We start from the raw sequence: 16,887 nt of genomic DNA, 5'->3' as shown, positions 1-16,887 counted from the left end.
GCGCTATGTTGATATAATTGTTTCCTCAACTTTCTTCAGTCTTATCCATGTTTTGCAATATGGATGGGTGTTAACAGACTTCATCGTTTATGCAGGAGCAGGTCTGCTACTCTGTATGCTCTTTCGTTATACACGTTCAATTTATTGGTCAATGGCACTCCACATCTTGTGGAATAGCTTTTTAATTATCGTCAGTTTACTGGTGTTTGGGTATTAGGTTTGGCAGAATTTTTTACATCACATAGATAAGGCTGGCTTCCCAGTCTTTTTCTTATTATGACGGTTTGTTACTGACTCTTACTAAATTTAAAACAAAAAGAAGCATTTTTAAAATCCAATCACGGAATTCGATTCTATCAAAGTTTGTCAATTCTAGAGTTTTTTTGTATAGTAGAAATATGAAATTTACAAAAATAATCAGTAGTTTGCTTGCTCTTGGAGTTTTCCTCATGCTTTTAACAGCTTGCCAGAATTTTAAAAAGACACAACTGGTTTTGTTTGAATCCCTTTCATTCAATATGTCCCTTAAATCCTTTGAAGAAGTGTTTGAAGAGGCTAGCGAAGTAGTGGAGGAAACAGAGATGGCCTATCGAGATACTTGGCGTGCTGAAGACCCTTATTTCTATAAAACGGGCCGCCTTTTCTATGATTATGAAAATATTTCTTTGAATGGTTATACAGGTCGAGCAAGATTCACATTTTCAAAATCACATCGCTTGGAAAAAGCGACAGTTCATATTCCTGTAACTTCAAAGGTGGAGCAACAAGTAGTGCACAATAATCTATCCCAGACTATAAAAAAAGAAATTGAAGCTCTTCCAGATTACCAGTCCATGACAATTGATATGGTAGGACTCTATGATGACGGCTATCGCTATAAAGTCAAGCTGAAAGGGAAAAGGAAAGAACTCTGGGTTGATGTCTATCCGACAGAAGATGAGTCTGTTGAAAGCCAAGCCGATAAGTACACTATCCGAGTTGATCAGTTTAGGATGCATTAATAACACTCATGGGATTTCAGCATTTTTTGATAGCTACTAGTTTCAAACTCTAAACTTTTTTCTCTTCTTTGAATGTGTTATAATATTTCTTGCTGTGGCTGTGACCTTGAACAGCCTCAAACGAAGAGAATAAGAGGAGAGAGATGAAAGAAAAAGGATTTTGGGAAGGTGTACAGGCGGCTATGCCGACTGCCCTTGGCTATGTCAGCATTGGTCTGGCTTGTGGGATTATCGGCGCACCCTATGTGACACCTGTTGAAATGGGCTTGATGAGCCTCTTTGTTTATGCTGGGAGCGCCCAGTTTGCCATGTTGGCACTGATTGCAGTACAAGCGCCTGTGGCAGCTATTGCTATGACGGTCTTTTTGATCAACTTGCGACTCTTTTTGCTGAGCTTGCATGCATCGACCTATTTCCGTCATACTAGTCTCTGGCAAAACATCGGCATGTCCAGTCTCCTGACAGATGAGACTTACGGAGTTTTGATGGGAGAATTAGCCCATACAGACAATGTCAATCCTATGTGGATGCATGGAAACAACTTGAATAGCTATGTTGCCTGGTTTATTGGGACAGTGGCGGGGACAGCTTTAGGTGGGTTTCTTCCAAATCCTGAGGTCTTTGGATTAGACTTTGCCCTTGTTGGGATGTTTATCGGGATTTTTACTTCGCAATTCCAGATTATGCAAAGAAGGGTTCCTGTTCGCAATCTGCTGCTGATCCTAGCTGTTGTTGCGGTGTCTTTCTTTTTCCTCTTGACAGTAGTGTCCCAGTCGCTAGCTGTTCTATTTGCGACGCTACTTGGTTGTACCATGGGGGTGGTCTTAGATGGTCAGTAAGTATATTTTAATGGCAATCGTCTTTTCTGGATTGGTGACTTGGATTCCCCGTATGATTCCCTTCATCTTGGTGAAGTACAAGGGGCTGCCAGCTATCGTTGAGCGATTTTTGAAGTTTTTGCCTGTCTCCATTATCTTTGCCTTGATCCTCTCAAGCGTAGTGACTGGCAAGGTTGGCAGCCTTCCTCAAATCAAATGGCTGGACTTTTTAGCAGTCTTTCCAACGGCTTGGGTAGCCTTTCGCTACCGCAATCTAGTGGGTACGGTTCTTTTTGGAGTGGTCTTGATTGCAGTCTTGCGTCTGGTCTTTTAGTCAGCCATAAAAAAAACCTATCACCGAGATAGGTATCATATAATGGCGAAAAAATTTTTTTTCTGTTAAGATAGTACAGTATTCTATTTTGGAGGAAATGACATGAAAAAAATCGTCAAATATTCATCTCTTGCTGCTCTCGGACTTGTTGCCGCAGGTGTACTAGCAGCTTGCTCAGGCGGAGATAAGAAAGATAGCGCATCTAGTGAAGCAGCAACATCTGGTAAAAAAGAAATCGTCGTAGCAACTAACGGTTCGCCAAAGCCATTTATCTATGAAGAAAATGGTGAATTGACTGGTTACGAGATTGAAGTGGTTCGTGCTATCTTTAAAGATTCTGATAAGTATGATGTTAAGTTTGAAAAGACAGAATGGTCAGGTGTCTTTGCAGGACTTGACGCTGACCGCTACAATATGGCTGTGAACAATCTTAGTTATACTAAAGAACGTGCGGAAAAATACCTCTATGCAGCACCAATTGCCCAAAACCCTAACGTTCTCGTTGTGAAGAAAGACGACGATAGTATCAAGTCTCTCGATGATATCGGTGGAAAATCAACAGAGATTGTTCAAGCTACTACATCAGCTAAACAGTTGGAAGAATACAACAAACAACACGCAGATAACCCAACTATCCTCAACTATACTAAGGCAGATTTCCAACAAATCATGGTACGTTTGAGCGATGGTCAGTTTGACTACAAGATTTTTGATAAAATCGGTGTTGAGACAGTTATCAAGAACCAAGGTTTGGACAACTTGAAAGTGATTGAACTTCCAAGCGACCAACAACCTTACGTATACCCACTTCTTGCTAAAGGTCAAGATGAGTTGAAATCATTTGTGGACAAACGTATCCAAGAACTCTACAAAGATGGAACTCTTGAAAAATTGTCTAAACAATTCTTCGGAGACACTTACCTCCCAGCAGAAGCTGACATTAAATAGTCGTATGAAATCATCCAGTCTGAGAAAGACGGATGATTTCTCAATTTTTAGACATATAGTTTCAAACTATATGTCTGTCTATCTAATAACAATTTGCGAAATCAAATAAAGTATGAGATACTATTACGGTATTATTTTTAAAGGAGATAGAATCATGAAAATTAAAAAATGGCTCTGTGTAGCAGCGCTTGCTACAGTCGCAGGTTTGGCTCTTGCAGCTTGCGGAAATTCAGAAAAGAAAGCAGACAACGAAACAGTTGTTAAAATCGCAACAGTTAACCGCAGTGGTTCTGAAGAAAAACGTTGGGATAAAATCCAAGAATTGGTTAAAAAAGATGGCATTAAATTGGAATTCACAGAGTTCACTGACTACTCACAACCAAACAAGGCAACTGCTGATGGCGAGGTAGACTTGAACGCCTTCCAACACTACAACTTCTTGAACAACTGGAACAAAGAAAATGGGAAAGACCTTGTAGCGATTGCAGATACGTACATCTCACCAATCCGCCTTTACTCAGGTAAAAATGGGGAAGAAAACAAGTACACGAAAGTGGAAGAAATCCCAGATAAGGGTGAAATCGCTGTACCGAATGACGCTACAAACGAAAGCCGTGCGCTTTACTTGCTTCAATCAGCTGGTTTGATCAAATTGGATGTTTCTGGAACTGAACTTGCTACTATCGCAAACATCAAAGAAAATCCAAAGAACTTGAAGATTACTGAATTGGACGCTAGCCAAACAGCTCGTTCATTGTCATCAGTTGATGCTGCCGTTGTAAACAATACCTTCGTTACAGAAGCAAAATTGGACTACAAAAAAGCACTCTTCAAAGAACAAGCTGATGAAAACTCAAAACAATGGTACAACATCATCGTTGCGAAAAAAGATTGGGAATCATCACCTAAGGCTGATGCCATCAAGAAAATTATCGCAGCTTACCACACTGATGAAGTGAAAAAGGTTATCGAAGAAACATCAGACGGTTTGGACCAACCAGTTTGGTAATAAGACACAGGGAGGTGGGAGAGAGTTTCCACCTCTTACTTTTGTCTAGAGCATGGATTGTAAAGAAGACTATAGGTTCATAGAAAGGTAGAGAGAATATGGTTTTTCCTAGTGAACAAGAACAGATTGAAAAATTTGAAAAGGATCATGTAGCTCAACATTATTTTGAAGTCTTGCGCACCTTAATTTCCAAGAAATCAGTCTTTGCCCAGCAGGTTGGACTTAAGGAAGTCGCAAACTATCTGGGTGAGATTTTCAAGCGCGTAGGGGCTGAAGTGGAGATTGATGAAACTTATACGGCTCCCTTTGTCATGGCGCATTTCAAGAGTTCGCGTCCAGATGCTAAGACCTTGATCTTCTATAACCACTATGACACCGTGCCAGCGGATGGTGATCAGGTGTGGACAGAGGATCCTTTTACCCTTTCTGTACGAAATGGCTTTATGTATGGGCGTGGGGTTGACGACGACAAGGGGCATATCACGGCTCGTTTGAGTGCTTTGAGAAAATACATGCAACACCATGATGACCTACCTGTCAATATTAGCTTTATCATGGAAGGGGCAGAGGAGTCTGCTTCCGTGGATCTAGATAAGTATTTAGAGAAACACGCAGACAAACTTCGTGGGGCGGATTTGCTGGTATGGGAACAAGGGACCAAGAACGCCTTGGAGCAGTTAGAAATTTCGGGTGGTAATAAGGGTATTGTGACATTTGATGCTAAGGTAAAAAGTGCTGATGTGGATATTCACTCGAGTTATGGTGGTGTCGTGGAATCAGCTCCATGGTATCTTATCCAGGCTCTAAGTAGCCTACGTGCAGCAGATGGGCGTATCTTAGTAGAAGGCTTGTACGAGGATGTTCAAGAGCCAAATGAACGAGAACTAGCCTTGGTGGATACCTACGCCCAACGCAATCCTGAGGAAATCAGTCGCATTTATGGCTTGGAATTGCCTCTCTTACAAGAGGAACGTGCAGCCTTTCTAAAACGTTTCTTTTTCGAGCCAGCCCTTAATATCGAAGGGATTCAGTCAGGTTATCAAGGGCAAGGGGTTAAAACGATTTTGCCAGCAGAAGCCAGTGCTAAGTTAGAGGTTCGTTTGGTTCCTGGCCTAGAACCACATGATGTTCTGGAAAAAATTCGGAAACAGCTAGACAAAAATGGCTTTGATAAGGTAGAATTATACTATACCTTGGGAGAGATGAGCTATCGAAGCGATATGAGTGCGCCAGCCATTCTCAACGTAATCGAGTTGGCCAAGAAATTCTATCCACAGGGCGTATCAGTCTTGCCAACAACAGCGGGAACAGGACCGATGCATACGGTCTTTGACGCCCTGGAAGTGCCAATGGTGGCTTTCGGTCTAGGAAATGCCAATAGCCGAGACCACGGTGGAGATGAAAATGTGCGAATCGCCGATTACTACACCCATATTGAATTAGTAGAGGAGCTGATTAGAAGCTATGAGTAGAGATATTATCAAGTTAGATCAGATCGATGTGACTTTTCACCAGAAGAAGAGAACCATCACAGCGGTCAAGGATGTGACCATTCACATCCAAGAAGGGGATATCTACGGAATCGTTGGGTATTCTGGAGCGGGGAAATCCACTCTTGTACGGGTGATTAACCTCTTGCAAAAGCCATCTGCTGGGAAAATTACCATTGATAACGACGTCATTTTTGACGGCAGAGTGACCTTGACTGCAGAGCAGTTGCGTCGTAAGCGTCAGGATATCGGGATGATTTTCCAGCATTTTAACCTCATGAGTCAAAAGACAGCAGAGGAAAATGTGGCCTTTGCCCTCAAACACTCTGGACTCAGCAAGGAAGAAAAGAAAGCTAAAGTAGCTAAGTTGTTGGACTTGGTTGGCTTGGCGGATCGTGCTGAAAACTACCCTTCACAACTATCTGGAGGTCAAAAACAGCGTGTAGCCATTGCGCGTGCCTTGGCAAATGATCCAAAAATCTTGATTTCAGACGAGTCAACTTCTGCCCTTGACCCTAAGACAACCAAGCAGATTTTGGCCTTGTTGCAAGATTTGAACCAAAAATTAGGTTTGACCGTTGTCTTGATTACGCATGAAATGCAGATTGTCAAAGATATTGCCAACCGTGTGGCAGTCATGCAGGATGGCCGTTTGATTGAAGAAGGCAGTGTCCTTGAAATCTTCTCAGATCCTAAACAACCTTTGACTCAAGACTTCATCTCAACTGCCACAGGTATTGACGAAGCTATGGTCAAGATTGAGAAGCAAGAAATTGTAGAGCATTTATCTGAGAACAGTATTTTAGTGCAGCTCAAGTATGCAGGGGCTTCTACAGACGAGCCACTTTTGAATGAATTGTATAAACATTACCAAGTAACGGCCAATATCCTCTATGGGAATATCGAGATTCTCGACGGTACTCCTGTTGGAGAATTGGTTGTGGTCTTGTCAGGTGAAAAAGAAGCGCTAGCAGGCGCCCAAGAAGCTATTCGTCAAGCAGGCGTACAGCTAAAAGTATTGAAGGGAGGACAGTAAGATGGAATCATTGATTCAAACCTATTTACCAAATGTCTATAAAATGGGCTGGGCTGGTCAAGCAGGCTGGGGAACGGCTATCTACCTAACTCTTTATATGACAGTTCTTTCCTTCATCATCGGAGGGTTCTTGGGGCTAGTGGCAGGTCTTTTCCTCGTCTTGACAGCGCCAGGTGGTGTCTTGGAAAATAAGGTTGTCTTCTGGATTTTAGACAAGATTACCTCTATTTTCCGTGCGGTACCATTTATCATCCTTTTGGCGATCTTGTCTCCGCTTTCTCACTTGATTGTTAAGACTAGTATTGGGCCAAATGCAGCCCTTGTCCCACTTTCTTTTGCAGTCTTTGCCTTCTTTGCCCGTCAGGTGCAGGTTGTCTTGGCTGAGCTAGATGGCGGTGTCATTGAGGCGGCTCAAGCGAGCGGGGCGACATTCTGGGACATCGTGGGGGTTTATCTATCGGAAGGTCTTCCAGATTTGATCCGTGTGACGACTGTGACCTTGATTTCCCTTGTTGGGGAAACAGCTATGGCTGGTGCGGTCGGAGCTGGTGGTATCGGTAACGTAGCCATCGCTTATGGATTTAACCGTTTCAATCATGATGTGACAGTTCTAGCAACCATTATCATTATCTTGATTATCTTTACGATCCAGTTCTTGGGAGATTTCTTGACCAAGAAATTAAGTCATAAATAAAAAGAGCCGAAGGGCTCTTTTTGTTCTAGGGAGCTGCCAACAGGGGGCATTTAAAGTTTTTAAATTATGGTATAATAGATAAAGTTAACTCTTTCTGGTGATAGGATAGGAAAAAATTAGAAATATAAACCTTGAAGCGAGATGAGAAAATGAAAAAGGAGTTTAGCTGGTATGAATTATTTCGAGGGGAATGAGTTTTTCCTTCTCTTATTTGTAGTTTTACTGATTGGTTTTGTGGTAAACTTTTTTGAAAAACGTAAGGACTACTATATTTTGGCGCTCTCCCTCTTATTTGCAGGAGCTATCTATGGTAAGAGCCGAGCGATGATTGTCTATTTGCTCGCCTTTATCGTCTACCAATATTTTCTGTTTTTTCTAGCACAGAGGATAGAAGCAAAGCGGCTGAAACCCCTGGTTTTCCTTTCTATCCTTCCTTTGGTAATCAATAAAGTCTTTGCCTTGACTTCTCTGCATTTGTTGGCCTTTATTGGAATTTCCTACATGTCCTTTAAGACCATTCAGATCATGCTAGAAATATCGGATGGCTTGATAAAAGAAAAAATCAGTGTAAAAGATTATCTACAGTTTTTGCTCTTTTTCCCAACAGTTAGTGCTGGTCCGATTGATCGGAGTAGGAGATTTTTAAAAGAGATAAACGAGGTCATGCCCCGAAAAGAGTATCTGGAGTTAGCGGGGGACGGTGTGTATCGTATCGTTCTAGGTCTTCTTTACAAGGTTGTTTTATCAACCTATGTTTACCAGATGTTACTCGCTCTAAATAATACTGGCACAGTCGTTTACTCAATCAAGTATATGTACCTCTATACCTTGTATCTGTTCTTCGACTTTTCAGGCTATAGTCTAATGGCCGTTGGAAGTAGCAACATTCTAGGTATTCAGACACCGATGAACTTTAACAAACCTTTTTTGAGTGTCGATATCAAGGATTTCTGGACCAGATGGCATATCACCTTGTCGACCTGGTTGAGAGATTTTGTATTTTCAAGAGTATTGATGCAGGTTATCAGGAAAAAATGGTTCAAAAATAGACTACACAATGCAACCTATGCCTATATGGTCAATATGTTGGTCATGGGTTTTTGGCATGGTCTTAGTGTTAGCTACATTGTTTATGGTTTTTACCATGGTGTCTTGATGGCTGGATTTGAAGTGTATCAAAAGAAAAGCAATTTTTATAAGAAAAATAAAAACAAAAACTGGTATAAGCTACTAAGTTGGTTTGTGACCATGAATTTGGTTATGGTTGGTTTCTTTATCTTTTCAGGTGAACCCTATAAAATCTTACTGACGATTTTAAAGAGATAAGAGATTGAAAAGAAATCAGACAGATCGAAGGGATAGGATAAAACAAGATGATTAAATTAAAAGCATTTTTACTATCGCTTGTGCTCGTAATTGCGACGCTTGCCCTTTTAAATGTGACATATGTCAAGAAGATTGATGATTATTATAAAGTCAAGGATAACAGTATTCGTTATAGCACTTCGTATGAAAAGTATAAAAGTAGAGATATTTTAACAAGCAATATCACTCCCAATACACTGGTTTTATTGGGCTCGTCTGAGTTGGTTGCGACGATAAATGAAGACTATCATCCCAATAAAATTTTTAACTACAACGATTTTAATATCATGCAGATTGGGACCAGTTATTCTCAAAACATCATTCAGGCTACGACCTTGGGCTCTATTGAAGGATCTATGACTAAGCGAAAAGTGGCCATTGTCGAGTCGGTTCAATGGTTTGAAAAAGCTGGGACTCATCAAGATGCCTTTTTGAACAAGGCTTCTCAGGAACATATTTTCCATATGCTAGATAATGGCAAGATTAGTAAGGAAACGAAAGAAAAAATAATCAATCGGATTATTGAGATTACCAAAGGGAACAAGCAACAAAATGACATCTACAAAAAATATAAAAGTTATTTCATAGATGGAAAAGGAACCATTGTTGATAAAAAACTATTAGAGTTTGAGAACGCGATGTATTCCTTTAAGCTCAAACAGACTTTTTATCAAAAACATGCTAAATCAGATTATCCTTCACTAGGAGATAAAACCCCAGACTATGATTGGGAGCAGCTGACCAAGAAATTTGTAGAAGAAGTTGAAAAGAAAACAGACAACAATGACTATGCGGTGGATAATAACTACTACAATACTTACTTAAAAGATCGCTATGCATCGCTGAAAGATTCCAATAAAGATTTGAGCTATCTGGAGTCACCAGAATATTCAGATATGGAACTCTTCTTGACAGTTGCCAAAGAATTGGGCATTGAAGTTGAAGTTATTATTTTCCCGGTAAACGGGAAATGGAACGACTACACAGGTGTCTCAAGAGAGATGCGGGAAAAAACTTATAAAAAAATAGAAGATGTCGCAAAAAGCCATGGTGCAACGGTGCTAAACTATGGAAACAGAGAGTATGATGATTACTTTTTATTTGACGTGATGCACGTTGGAGTGAAAGGATGGATGGAAGTTGAAAAAGAACTTTACAAATTTGCAAACCAAGCTAACTAACACACATCGTTTAATCTTGTGGACACTATTTTTCTATACGGTTATCTTGAGCATCGTGATTTACTGTTTTGTGACAGATTTTTCGAATATTCAAGAATTTATCTATAGTGAATTCTAAGATTGTATACAAAAAGGCCCTGAAGCTAGGCATTGCTAGTCTTCAGGGCTTTTATCTTATAGTTTATCAGCTATTTTTTGACTTAGAAACTGCCCAAGCAAGGCACCAATTAAGGCAGCAAGGAGAATGCTTGCGACAAAGAGAAAAATTTTGTCTAGCTCTGGAGCGACCATGATACGGTCAATGTATTCTTGGGATTTTCCACGAGCGAGTAGAGTTGCTTCATAAGCTTTGGGACTGATCCACATGAGGAAGATAGGACCACTTGTGCTAAAAGCAAAGACGAGGAAGGAGAGGGTGTTTTTGATTCGGTCTTTGTAGTTTCCGAGACGAGCGATGGCATCTGCTGCAAGACCACAGGCGAGTCCTGGGTGAAAGGCACCAGCGCCATGCTTGCTAGCTAGGAAAAAAAGTGCCATAAAAAGTCCTAGAGTGGTGATAGCGCCAAAACGAGGGACCTTCGTCAAAAGAAGCATGTAGACACTGCCACCGACAAGGGCAGAAAAGGCAGGTGCATAGAACATATTGCCCGTTGAATCCACCAAGTGTCCAAGTACTACTCCGATTCCTAGACAGAGGAAGTAGAGAACGACGGCTAAGAGGGTAGTTAAGATATTTTTCTTCATGAGAATCTCCTTATATAAAACTGTCAAAATCAATTGTATCACGCTTTTAGAGTATTGTAAATGGGAGCTCTATGTTTTTGAAAACGTTTGAAATATGATATAATAGTTACATAGTTGTTTTAAGGAGGATATCATGGGAAAGTTTCTAGAATTCGTCTTTAATCGTTTCTTTTTAGGAATGATTGCGACGGCTTTTTTCTGGTTATTGACACTAGCAGGAGGTGTGGTCTTTGGTTTGGCACCAGCTAGTGCAACTCTTATGAGTTTATATGCGGAGCACGGTTATACTTATCGAGCTTATAGTTTGAAAGAAGCTTGGGAATTGTATAAGAGTAACTTTGTCAAGAGCAACTTAGCTTTCTATAGTTTTGTACTTGTAGATCTAGTCTTAGTCTATGGTTTGTACCTTTTGGTTCAATTGCCCCATCAGACTATCTTCCATCTCTTGGCAACCTTTCTCAATATCCTTGTTGTTGCCTTTGTTTTTTTGGCTTATACCGTTTCATTGAAACTCCAAGTTCACTATGAGCTCTCTTATCGAAATACTGTAAAACTCGCTCTTATCGGGATTTTTATGAATTTGCCGGCAATTGCCAAGGTTTTATTTGGTACGGTTATGCTTATAGGAATTGGTTACTATATGCCCGCCTTGCTTTCCTTCGTAGGAATTGGGATGTGGCATTTCTTTATCAGTGATATGTTGGAACCTGTATATGAAAGTATCCATGAAAAATTGGCGACAAAATAAAATGAAGCCGTTCTGGCTCCACTCGCTCTTGCGCATCTATACCTTGGTGATGATTGTCATCATTGCAAGTTTTGCGGTCATGCTCTCCTATGCTGACTGGAGTTCCCGTGAAAAAGAAGCCCAGCGAGTAGCTCAACGTGTAACGACTCGAACAGTGAGTGAGATTGAATATTACCACAGGGAGTCGACTCAGCTAGCGCAGGAACTGGTTGAAAATCGAGCACGGATTGAAGGGATTTACAAGTATTTTAGTCTGAGTACATCGGATTATTTTTACTGGCTGTTGCAACGTAAAGCGTCTCCCTATGTCTCAGTATCCTTGTATGAAAACATTGATGATTTGTATGTAAGAAATGACTTTGTGACAGGTGTTGCAATTGTTTTGCAAGACTACAAGGAAGTCTACGTTTCTACTAGAGAGAAACGTAGTGGGGAGAAAATTCTTGCTGAGGATTTCAAACCAGCAGCCAATAGTTTTGCCATACCAGTACTTGATCCTAACTCCGATCAGTCTCTAGGTGTTATCTACATTTCTTTATCGCAGGATGTACTTTACCAAGCAATTGATAATACTCGCGGTCTGATTCCTGTGGCCGTGACGATCACCTCCCCTTTTGATACTGAATTGTTTCATATAGGGGAAAATGTAGTAGCTGAACGGGAAAATTGGATTGTTGGTTTGACATCACATGGCTATCAAGTCCAATCAGCAGTTCCTAAGGATTTTGTCCTTAAGGGCACTTTGACCAGTTCTGCTGTCATTATTGGACTAAGTGTTCTCTTTATCATTATCTTATATACCACTTTGAGGCAGACCTTCTCCAATTACCAAAGGCAGGTCGTAGATTTAGTAGATTCTATCGAGGTGATTGCTCAAGGAGAAGAGGGACTTCGGATCGATACTTCTGAAAAAGACCAGGAATTGCTCCTCATCGCAGAAACCACCAATGATATGTTGGATCGCCTGGAAAAAAATATCCACGATATCTATCAGCTAGAGCTCAGTCAAAAAGATGCCAATATGCGAGCCCTGCAAGCTCAAATCAATCCTCACTTTATGTACAATACCTTAGAGTTTCTGCGCATGTATGCCGTCATGGAAAGCCAAGATGAACTGGCGGATATTATCTATGAATTTAGTAGTTTACTACGCAATAATATCTCCAACGAGCGGGAAACGACGCTGAAGCAAGAATTAGAATTTTGTCGCAAATACAGCTATCTCTGTATGGTGCGTTATCCAAAGTCAGTTGCCTATGGCTTTAAGATCGCGCCAGAATTAGAAAATATGAAGATTCCCAAGTTTACACTCCAACCATTGGTAGAAAACTACTTTGCCCACGGTATTGACCACCGCCGAACAGACAATGTGATCAGTATCAAGGTTTTGAAGGGCCAAGGTTTTGTTGAAATCCTAGTGGTAGACAATGGTCGCGGGATGACTGCTGAGAAACTGGCTAGCTTGCAAGAAAAACTAACTCAGAGAAGTTTTGAGCACGAGGCAAGCTATAGCGGAGAGCGACAATCAATTGGAATAGTCAATGTACACGAACGCTTTGTCCTCTATTTTGGGGATCGCTACCAAATCAGTGTAGAGTCAGCTGAGCAAGAAGGTGTTCGTTACCGTATTACTATTCAAAATGAATAGAAAGGAAGGGAAATGTATAAAGTTTTATTAGTAGACGACGAGTATATGGTGACAGAGGGGCTCAAGCGATTAATCCCCTTTGAAAAATGGGATATGCAAGTCGTCGCAACAGCTAATCACGCAGATGATGCTTTAGATTATGTCAAGGAAAATCCAGTAGATGTGATCATTTCCGATGTCAATATGCCAGATAAGACAGGACTGGAGATGATCAAGGAGATGAAGGAGCTGCTTCCAGATACCTACTATATCTTGCTGTCTGGCTATCAGGAGTTTGACTATGTCAAGAAAGCAATGAACCTAAGTGTCGTGGATTATCTAGTGAAGCCAGTGGATAAGGTGGAGTTGAGTCATCTATTAGAAAAAATTGCGAGACAGCTTCAGGAAAAGATGGAGCAAAGCCAAACTCTCAGCCAAGAATTGGATGAAGAGGGCTTTATCAACTTCTTAGCGGGTAAAGACAGCTGGTGGATAGGCCTTTCAAAGGAAAAACAAGGATCTTTCACTATTCCTTACTATGTTTTAGGTCAAGACTGGCAGATTTTTATCTCTGATCAGCCACTAGATGGAATCGTAGTAACGCCTTTTGAAGCACCCTACCAACAAGCCTTTGAAAAATGGAAGATCAATGCAGAAAAAGCCCTCTTCTACGGTTCAGTTAATCTAGAAAAATCCGAGAGTTTATTTGCTTATTACGAACCGATTTATCGCGTGATTATCCAAGGAAATATCAATCAAATCATTGAAGAATTGACCCTACTGGAGAAGGTTGTCTTAAAGAACACACCGCGCGTGGCTATCACCAAACAACTCTTTACTCAGTTTGTCATGGATGTCTTCCACTTGTTTGAGCATCTAAAAGCGGATGATATGACTGAGATTGTCAAAGCCATCCATGCTATTAACTCCTTTAAAGAATTGGTTGCCTACATCAAAGAAACCTTGACTAAGTTTTTTGGCCAGTACCGCATGAATGAAAATGTGGTGAGTGTTCTTGAAGTCATCGGGCGTGATTACCAGAAAGAGCTTTCGCTTAAGGATATCAGCAAGGATCTCTTTATCAATCCTGTCTACCTCGGTCAGCTAATCAAAAGAGAAACCAACTCAACCTTTGCGGAATTGCTCAACAAACAGCGGATTAAGGCAGCGCAACAGCTCTTGCTTTCAACCAATGATAGTATTGAAGATGTTTGCTATGCTGTTGGTTACAGCAATGTTGGATATTTCTACAAGGTTTTCCGTAAATTGTGCGGAAAATCACCAAAAGCTTACCGCAAACAAGTCGAAAGTTCCCTGTAAAGCTTGTATTTACGTGCAAAAAATGCTATAATGTCCAAAATACCTTAAGGAGGAAAAATTATGAAAAAGAAACCTATTTATCTTTGGGTTTTATTAGTCCTATCAGCATTGATTTCAGCTATGTCTTTGTTTGGAATACTAAGTCCAGTACCTAGTAAAGAAGCACTAGGTGCCAGTCAAGCACAAGCACAAGTACAAGGCATTAGCGCTCAGCAGCTGGAGGATACGATTAATTATCTACATAAGACAGCTGAATTATCGCATTCGACTGTTAACATCGTTTTGATTATTTTATCTGCGATTTTGGTAGTCGCAGGTATTGTGCTCTTGGTTCGTAATCATTTGCAATATGCAAATTATGCTTACATTGCTTATGTTTTGCTTGCCATTGTTGGTTCGATTTATACTTACATGGGTATGCAAGATGCTGTACAAGCTATCCGTGATGAAACTTTGCGACTAGGGACAGAAGTCCTTGGAAAGGGAACAACGATTTTATTTGTTGTTATCAATGTCCTCTTCCTTGCCATTGTCTTTTACAAGATGTGGCGTCAACAAAAAGATTTGTCTGAGGAAGTCGAAACAGAAGAGCTCGCATAAGAGTTGACAAAAGGGAACTATCAAGTTACAATCTTGTTAGTTCTTTTTATATCGTAAACATAAAAATCGAGGTTAACATGAAAAAAATATCCTTAGTGTATATCAGTTTGAGCGGGAATACAGAGAGTTTTGTAACTCGACTTAAGGACTATCTCTTGTCTCAGTACGAAGGGATTGAGGTCCAAAAGATTCATATCAAGGATTTGGTCAAGGAAGGCCAAGAATTCTTTGAAATGGAGCATCCCTATGTCGCTTTCTTGCCGACCTATCTGGAAGGTGGAAATGGTGTCGATAACGGCGATGTTGAGATTCTTACGACTCCAGTGGGCGACTTTATCGCCTATGGAGACAATGCTAGTAAGTGTTTTGGGGTAGTGGGATCTGGTAATCGCAATTTTAACAATCAATACTGCCTGACAGCCAAGCAGTATAGCCAGCGCTTTGGCTTCCCGGTCCTAGCAGACTTTGAAATGCGTGGTATGCTGGGAGATATTAAAAAAGTCGCAACGATTATCGCGGACTTATATGGATTGGGTTCAGAAAGTTAGAATCGTTCAAGTAGGCAGTTGGATTTTCTCAACTGCCTTTTGAATGCAGAAAAAAGCACCCAGACGAGGGTGCTGCTTTGTGAACTAACCTGCTTTTCCGATGGCAAGTGCATAGATAAAGAAGATGGCAAATCCAAAGAGGAAGATCAATCCTGCAATGGCGAGGAGTTTCAACCAAGAAGGAAGATTTTTATTTTCACCTGTGACCAAGACATAGTTCAAAAGGGCAAAGAATGGTGTTGTAAGAAAAGATCCAATCATGGCAAAGCGGAGCATGGTTGAAACTTGACCGGCAAAGAACTTGATGATGACGATACCAATGATAGCTGTGATGGTCATCCAGATGTTCAAAGATTTACGATTATCCTCTTTTTGATTTGCCAAGAGTTGAAGGGAGGCCTGATTGACACGTGAATAGCCATCGATAACGGTGATGACTGTCCCAAAGATGCAGAGGAAAGCGATGAAGGTAATCAAATAACGAGACCATTCACCAAGGACAGAGGCGTACATGCCCACAAATTGCGAGATGTATTTGGCCGAAGCGGCTTCAACCGCTTGCCCTGTAGGATACTGAATGAGTGCTCCGAGTGCCACAAAGAATACAGCGAGGATAGCCGTTCCAATGTAGCCAACGTTAAAGTCGAAAAGGGCGTCCGCTGTATTAAAGTTAACGGTTTTTTTCTTTTCGGCTGACCAGAGTGAGTTGATGGCTGAAATTTCAATAGGGGCAGGCATCCATCCTAAGAGGGAAACGATGAAAGGGAGCGCCGCCATTTGCCAAGGTGTTTTCTCGATAAAATCAGAGCTGTATTCTGGGTGCTTAACGGCAGCAATGATGACGGCAAGAACAGTTGCAATAGTCAAGGCAGACATGATCCATTTGGCCATACCGTCCAATAGTTTGTAGCCCCCAAAGAGCAACATAGCCCAAATGACCGCAACAAGGATAAGGGACCATTGAGTGATGCTAAGACCAATCATTGGAAAGGCGCTAGCAATGATGGCTGAGCAAAGGATGGCAACACCAGCAGTATTGACCAAGGCAGAAAAGACATTGAGAATAAAGAAAATCCAGAGATAGAGTTTTCCTTTTTCGGCATAACCTTCGACCAAGGTCTTTCCAGTGTCTGCTGTGTATTCAGCACCAAAACGGAAAAATGGATATTTAAAAACATTGGCTAAGATGACCAAGAGAAGCAGCGACCATCCATAAGAACCACCGGCTTGAGTGGAGGATACGATGTGAGAACCTCCGACTGCAGCGGAAGCCATTAGGATCCCGGGTCCCATTGCTTTTAGCTTGCTTGTCCAGGTAGACTGGTGTGATGAAGTAACTTGTGACATAAAAACCTCCCGTTTTTGAATTTTCAGAATAATCTGAATAGGTAGCTACTATTCTACAAGAAACTTATGAAAAATGC

At 41.0% G+C, this 16,887-nt stretch carries 18 protein-coding genes; 16 read left to right on the top strand and 2 right to left on the bottom strand.

All coding sequences use genetic code 11. The annotated features are described in order from the left end of the window. From SORDD05_RS10270 to dltD, 11 genes are all read left to right on the top strand, one after another. Window positions 1-217 (top strand): CPBP family glutamic-type intramembrane protease (locus SORDD05_RS10270; protein ID WP_231077326.1); only part of this gene is annotated, 217 nt, incomplete at its 5' end. Window positions 218-398: 181 nt separating this feature from the next. Further along, entirely contained in the window at window positions 399-1,001 is a 603-nt protein-coding gene (locus SORDD05_RS07415; protein ID WP_061418513.1) for a hypothetical protein, read from the top strand. Between the two features lie 143 nt (window positions 1,002-1,144). Beyond that, window positions 1,145-1,840 carry an AzlC family ABC transporter permease gene (locus tag SORDD05_RS07410; RefSeq protein WP_155718859.1) on the top strand — a complete coding sequence of 232 codons (696 nt, stop codon included), beginning with the start codon at window positions 1,145-1,147 and terminating at the stop codon, window positions 1,838-1,840. Then, window positions 1,830-2,153 carry an AzlD domain-containing protein gene (locus SORDD05_RS07405; protein ID WP_000253912.1) on the top strand — a complete coding sequence of 108 codons (324 nt, stop codon included), beginning with the start codon at window positions 1,830-1,832 and terminating at the stop codon, window positions 2,151-2,153. The genes SORDD05_RS07410 and SORDD05_RS07405 overlap by 11 nt, the downstream gene beginning before the upstream one ends. Before the next feature lie 102 nt (window positions 2,154-2,255). Beyond that, on the top strand, window positions 2,256-3,101 hold the full coding sequence (locus SORDD05_RS07400; protein WP_061418510.1) for an amino acid ABC transporter substrate-binding protein: 846 nt from the start codon (window positions 2,256-2,258) through the stop codon (window positions 3,099-3,101). A gap of 154 nt (window positions 3,102-3,255) precedes the next feature. After that, window positions 3,256-4,110, top strand: a complete 855-nt coding sequence (locus SORDD05_RS07395) for a MetQ/NlpA family ABC transporter substrate-binding protein (RefSeq protein ID WP_061418507.1) — start codon at window positions 3,256-3,258, stop codon at window positions 4,108-4,110. A 98-nt stretch (window positions 4,111-4,208) separates the two neighbouring features. Further along, entirely contained in the window at window positions 4,209-5,582 is a 1,374-nt protein-coding gene (locus tag SORDD05_RS07390) for a M20 family metallopeptidase (protein ID WP_061418504.1), read from the top strand. Continuing rightward, a complete protein-coding gene (locus SORDD05_RS07385) occupies window positions 5,575-6,636 on the top strand; it encodes a methionine ABC transporter ATP-binding protein (RefSeq protein WP_061418501.1) in 1,062 nt (353 codons plus the stop codon). Before SORDD05_RS07390 ends, SORDD05_RS07385 begins: the two co-directional genes overlap by 8 nt. A gap of 1 nt (window position 6,637) precedes the next feature. Next, a complete protein-coding gene (locus SORDD05_RS07380; RefSeq protein WP_061418498.1) occupies window positions 6,638-7,330 on the top strand; it encodes a methionine ABC transporter permease in 693 nt (230 codons plus the stop codon). A 171-nt stretch (window positions 7,331-7,501) separates the two neighbouring features. After that, window positions 7,502-8,656 (top strand): D-alanyl-lipoteichoic acid biosynthesis protein DltB, encoded by a 1,155-nt coding sequence (dltB, locus tag SORDD05_RS07375; RefSeq protein ID WP_061418495.1) that lies wholly within the window; start codon window positions 7,502-7,504, stop codon window positions 8,654-8,656. Window positions 8,657-8,703: 47 nt separating this feature from the next. After that, complete coding sequence (dltD, locus tag SORDD05_RS07370; protein ID WP_061418492.1) at window positions 8,704-9,876, top strand: D-alanyl-lipoteichoic acid biosynthesis protein DltD; 1,173 nt, start codon at window positions 8,704-8,706, stop codon at window positions 9,874-9,876. 174 nt (window positions 9,877-10,050) lie between these two features. Here the strand turns inward: dltD and SORDD05_RS07365 are convergent, their stop codons facing one another. Further along, window positions 10,051-10,620 carry an MptD family putative ECF transporter S component gene (locus SORDD05_RS07365; protein WP_061418489.1) on the bottom strand — a complete coding sequence of 190 codons (570 nt, stop codon included), beginning with the start codon at window positions 10,618-10,620 and terminating at the stop codon, window positions 10,051-10,053. Window positions 10,621-10,753: 133 nt separating this feature from the next. Here SORDD05_RS07365 and SORDD05_RS07360 point away from each other — a divergent pair, with 133 nt between their 5' ends. The 5 genes from SORDD05_RS07360 to nrdI all read left to right on the top strand — a co-directional run bounded on the left by SORDD05_RS07360 (window position 10,754) and on the right by nrdI (window position 15,463). Further along, entirely contained in the window at window positions 10,754-11,368 is a 615-nt protein-coding gene (locus SORDD05_RS07360) for a YesL family protein (RefSeq protein WP_061418485.1), read from the top strand. Beyond that, entirely contained in the window at window positions 11,346-13,016 is a 1,671-nt protein-coding gene (locus SORDD05_RS07355; protein WP_081102472.1) for a sensor histidine kinase, read from the top strand. Before SORDD05_RS07360 ends, SORDD05_RS07355 begins: the two co-directional genes overlap by 23 nt. Window positions 13,017-13,028: 12 nt before the next feature. Further along, window positions 13,029-14,315, top strand: a complete 1,287-nt coding sequence (locus tag SORDD05_RS07350) for a response regulator transcription factor (protein WP_061418482.1) — start codon at window positions 13,029-13,031, stop codon at window positions 14,313-14,315. 60 nt (window positions 14,316-14,375) lie between these two features. Continuing rightward, on the top strand, window positions 14,376-14,915 hold the full coding sequence (locus SORDD05_RS07345) for an ABC transporter permease (protein WP_061418479.1): 540 nt from the start codon (window positions 14,376-14,378) through the stop codon (window positions 14,913-14,915). A 77-nt stretch (window positions 14,916-14,992) separates the two neighbouring features. Further along, window positions 14,993-15,463 (top strand): class Ib ribonucleoside-diphosphate reductase assembly flavoprotein NrdI, encoded by a 471-nt coding sequence (gene nrdI, locus SORDD05_RS07340; RefSeq protein ID WP_061418477.1) that lies wholly within the window; start codon window positions 14,993-14,995, stop codon window positions 15,461-15,463. An 84-nt stretch (window positions 15,464-15,547) separates the two neighbouring features. Here the strand turns inward: nrdI and SORDD05_RS07335 are convergent, their stop codons facing one another. Beyond that, window positions 15,548-16,810, bottom strand: a complete 1,263-nt coding sequence (locus SORDD05_RS07335; RefSeq protein ID WP_061418474.1) for an NRAMP family divalent metal transporter — start codon at window positions 16,808-16,810, stop codon at window positions 15,548-15,550. Window positions 16,811-16,887 lie beyond the last annotated feature (77 nt).

This window comes from Streptococcus oralis (assembly GCF_001578705.1).
Taxonomy (GTDB): Bacteria; Bacillota; Bacilli; order Lactobacillales; family Streptococcaceae; genus Streptococcus; species Streptococcus oralis_J.
Note: the sequence above shows the minus strand (reverse complement) of the source record. Positions and strands in the feature narration are given on the sequence as shown.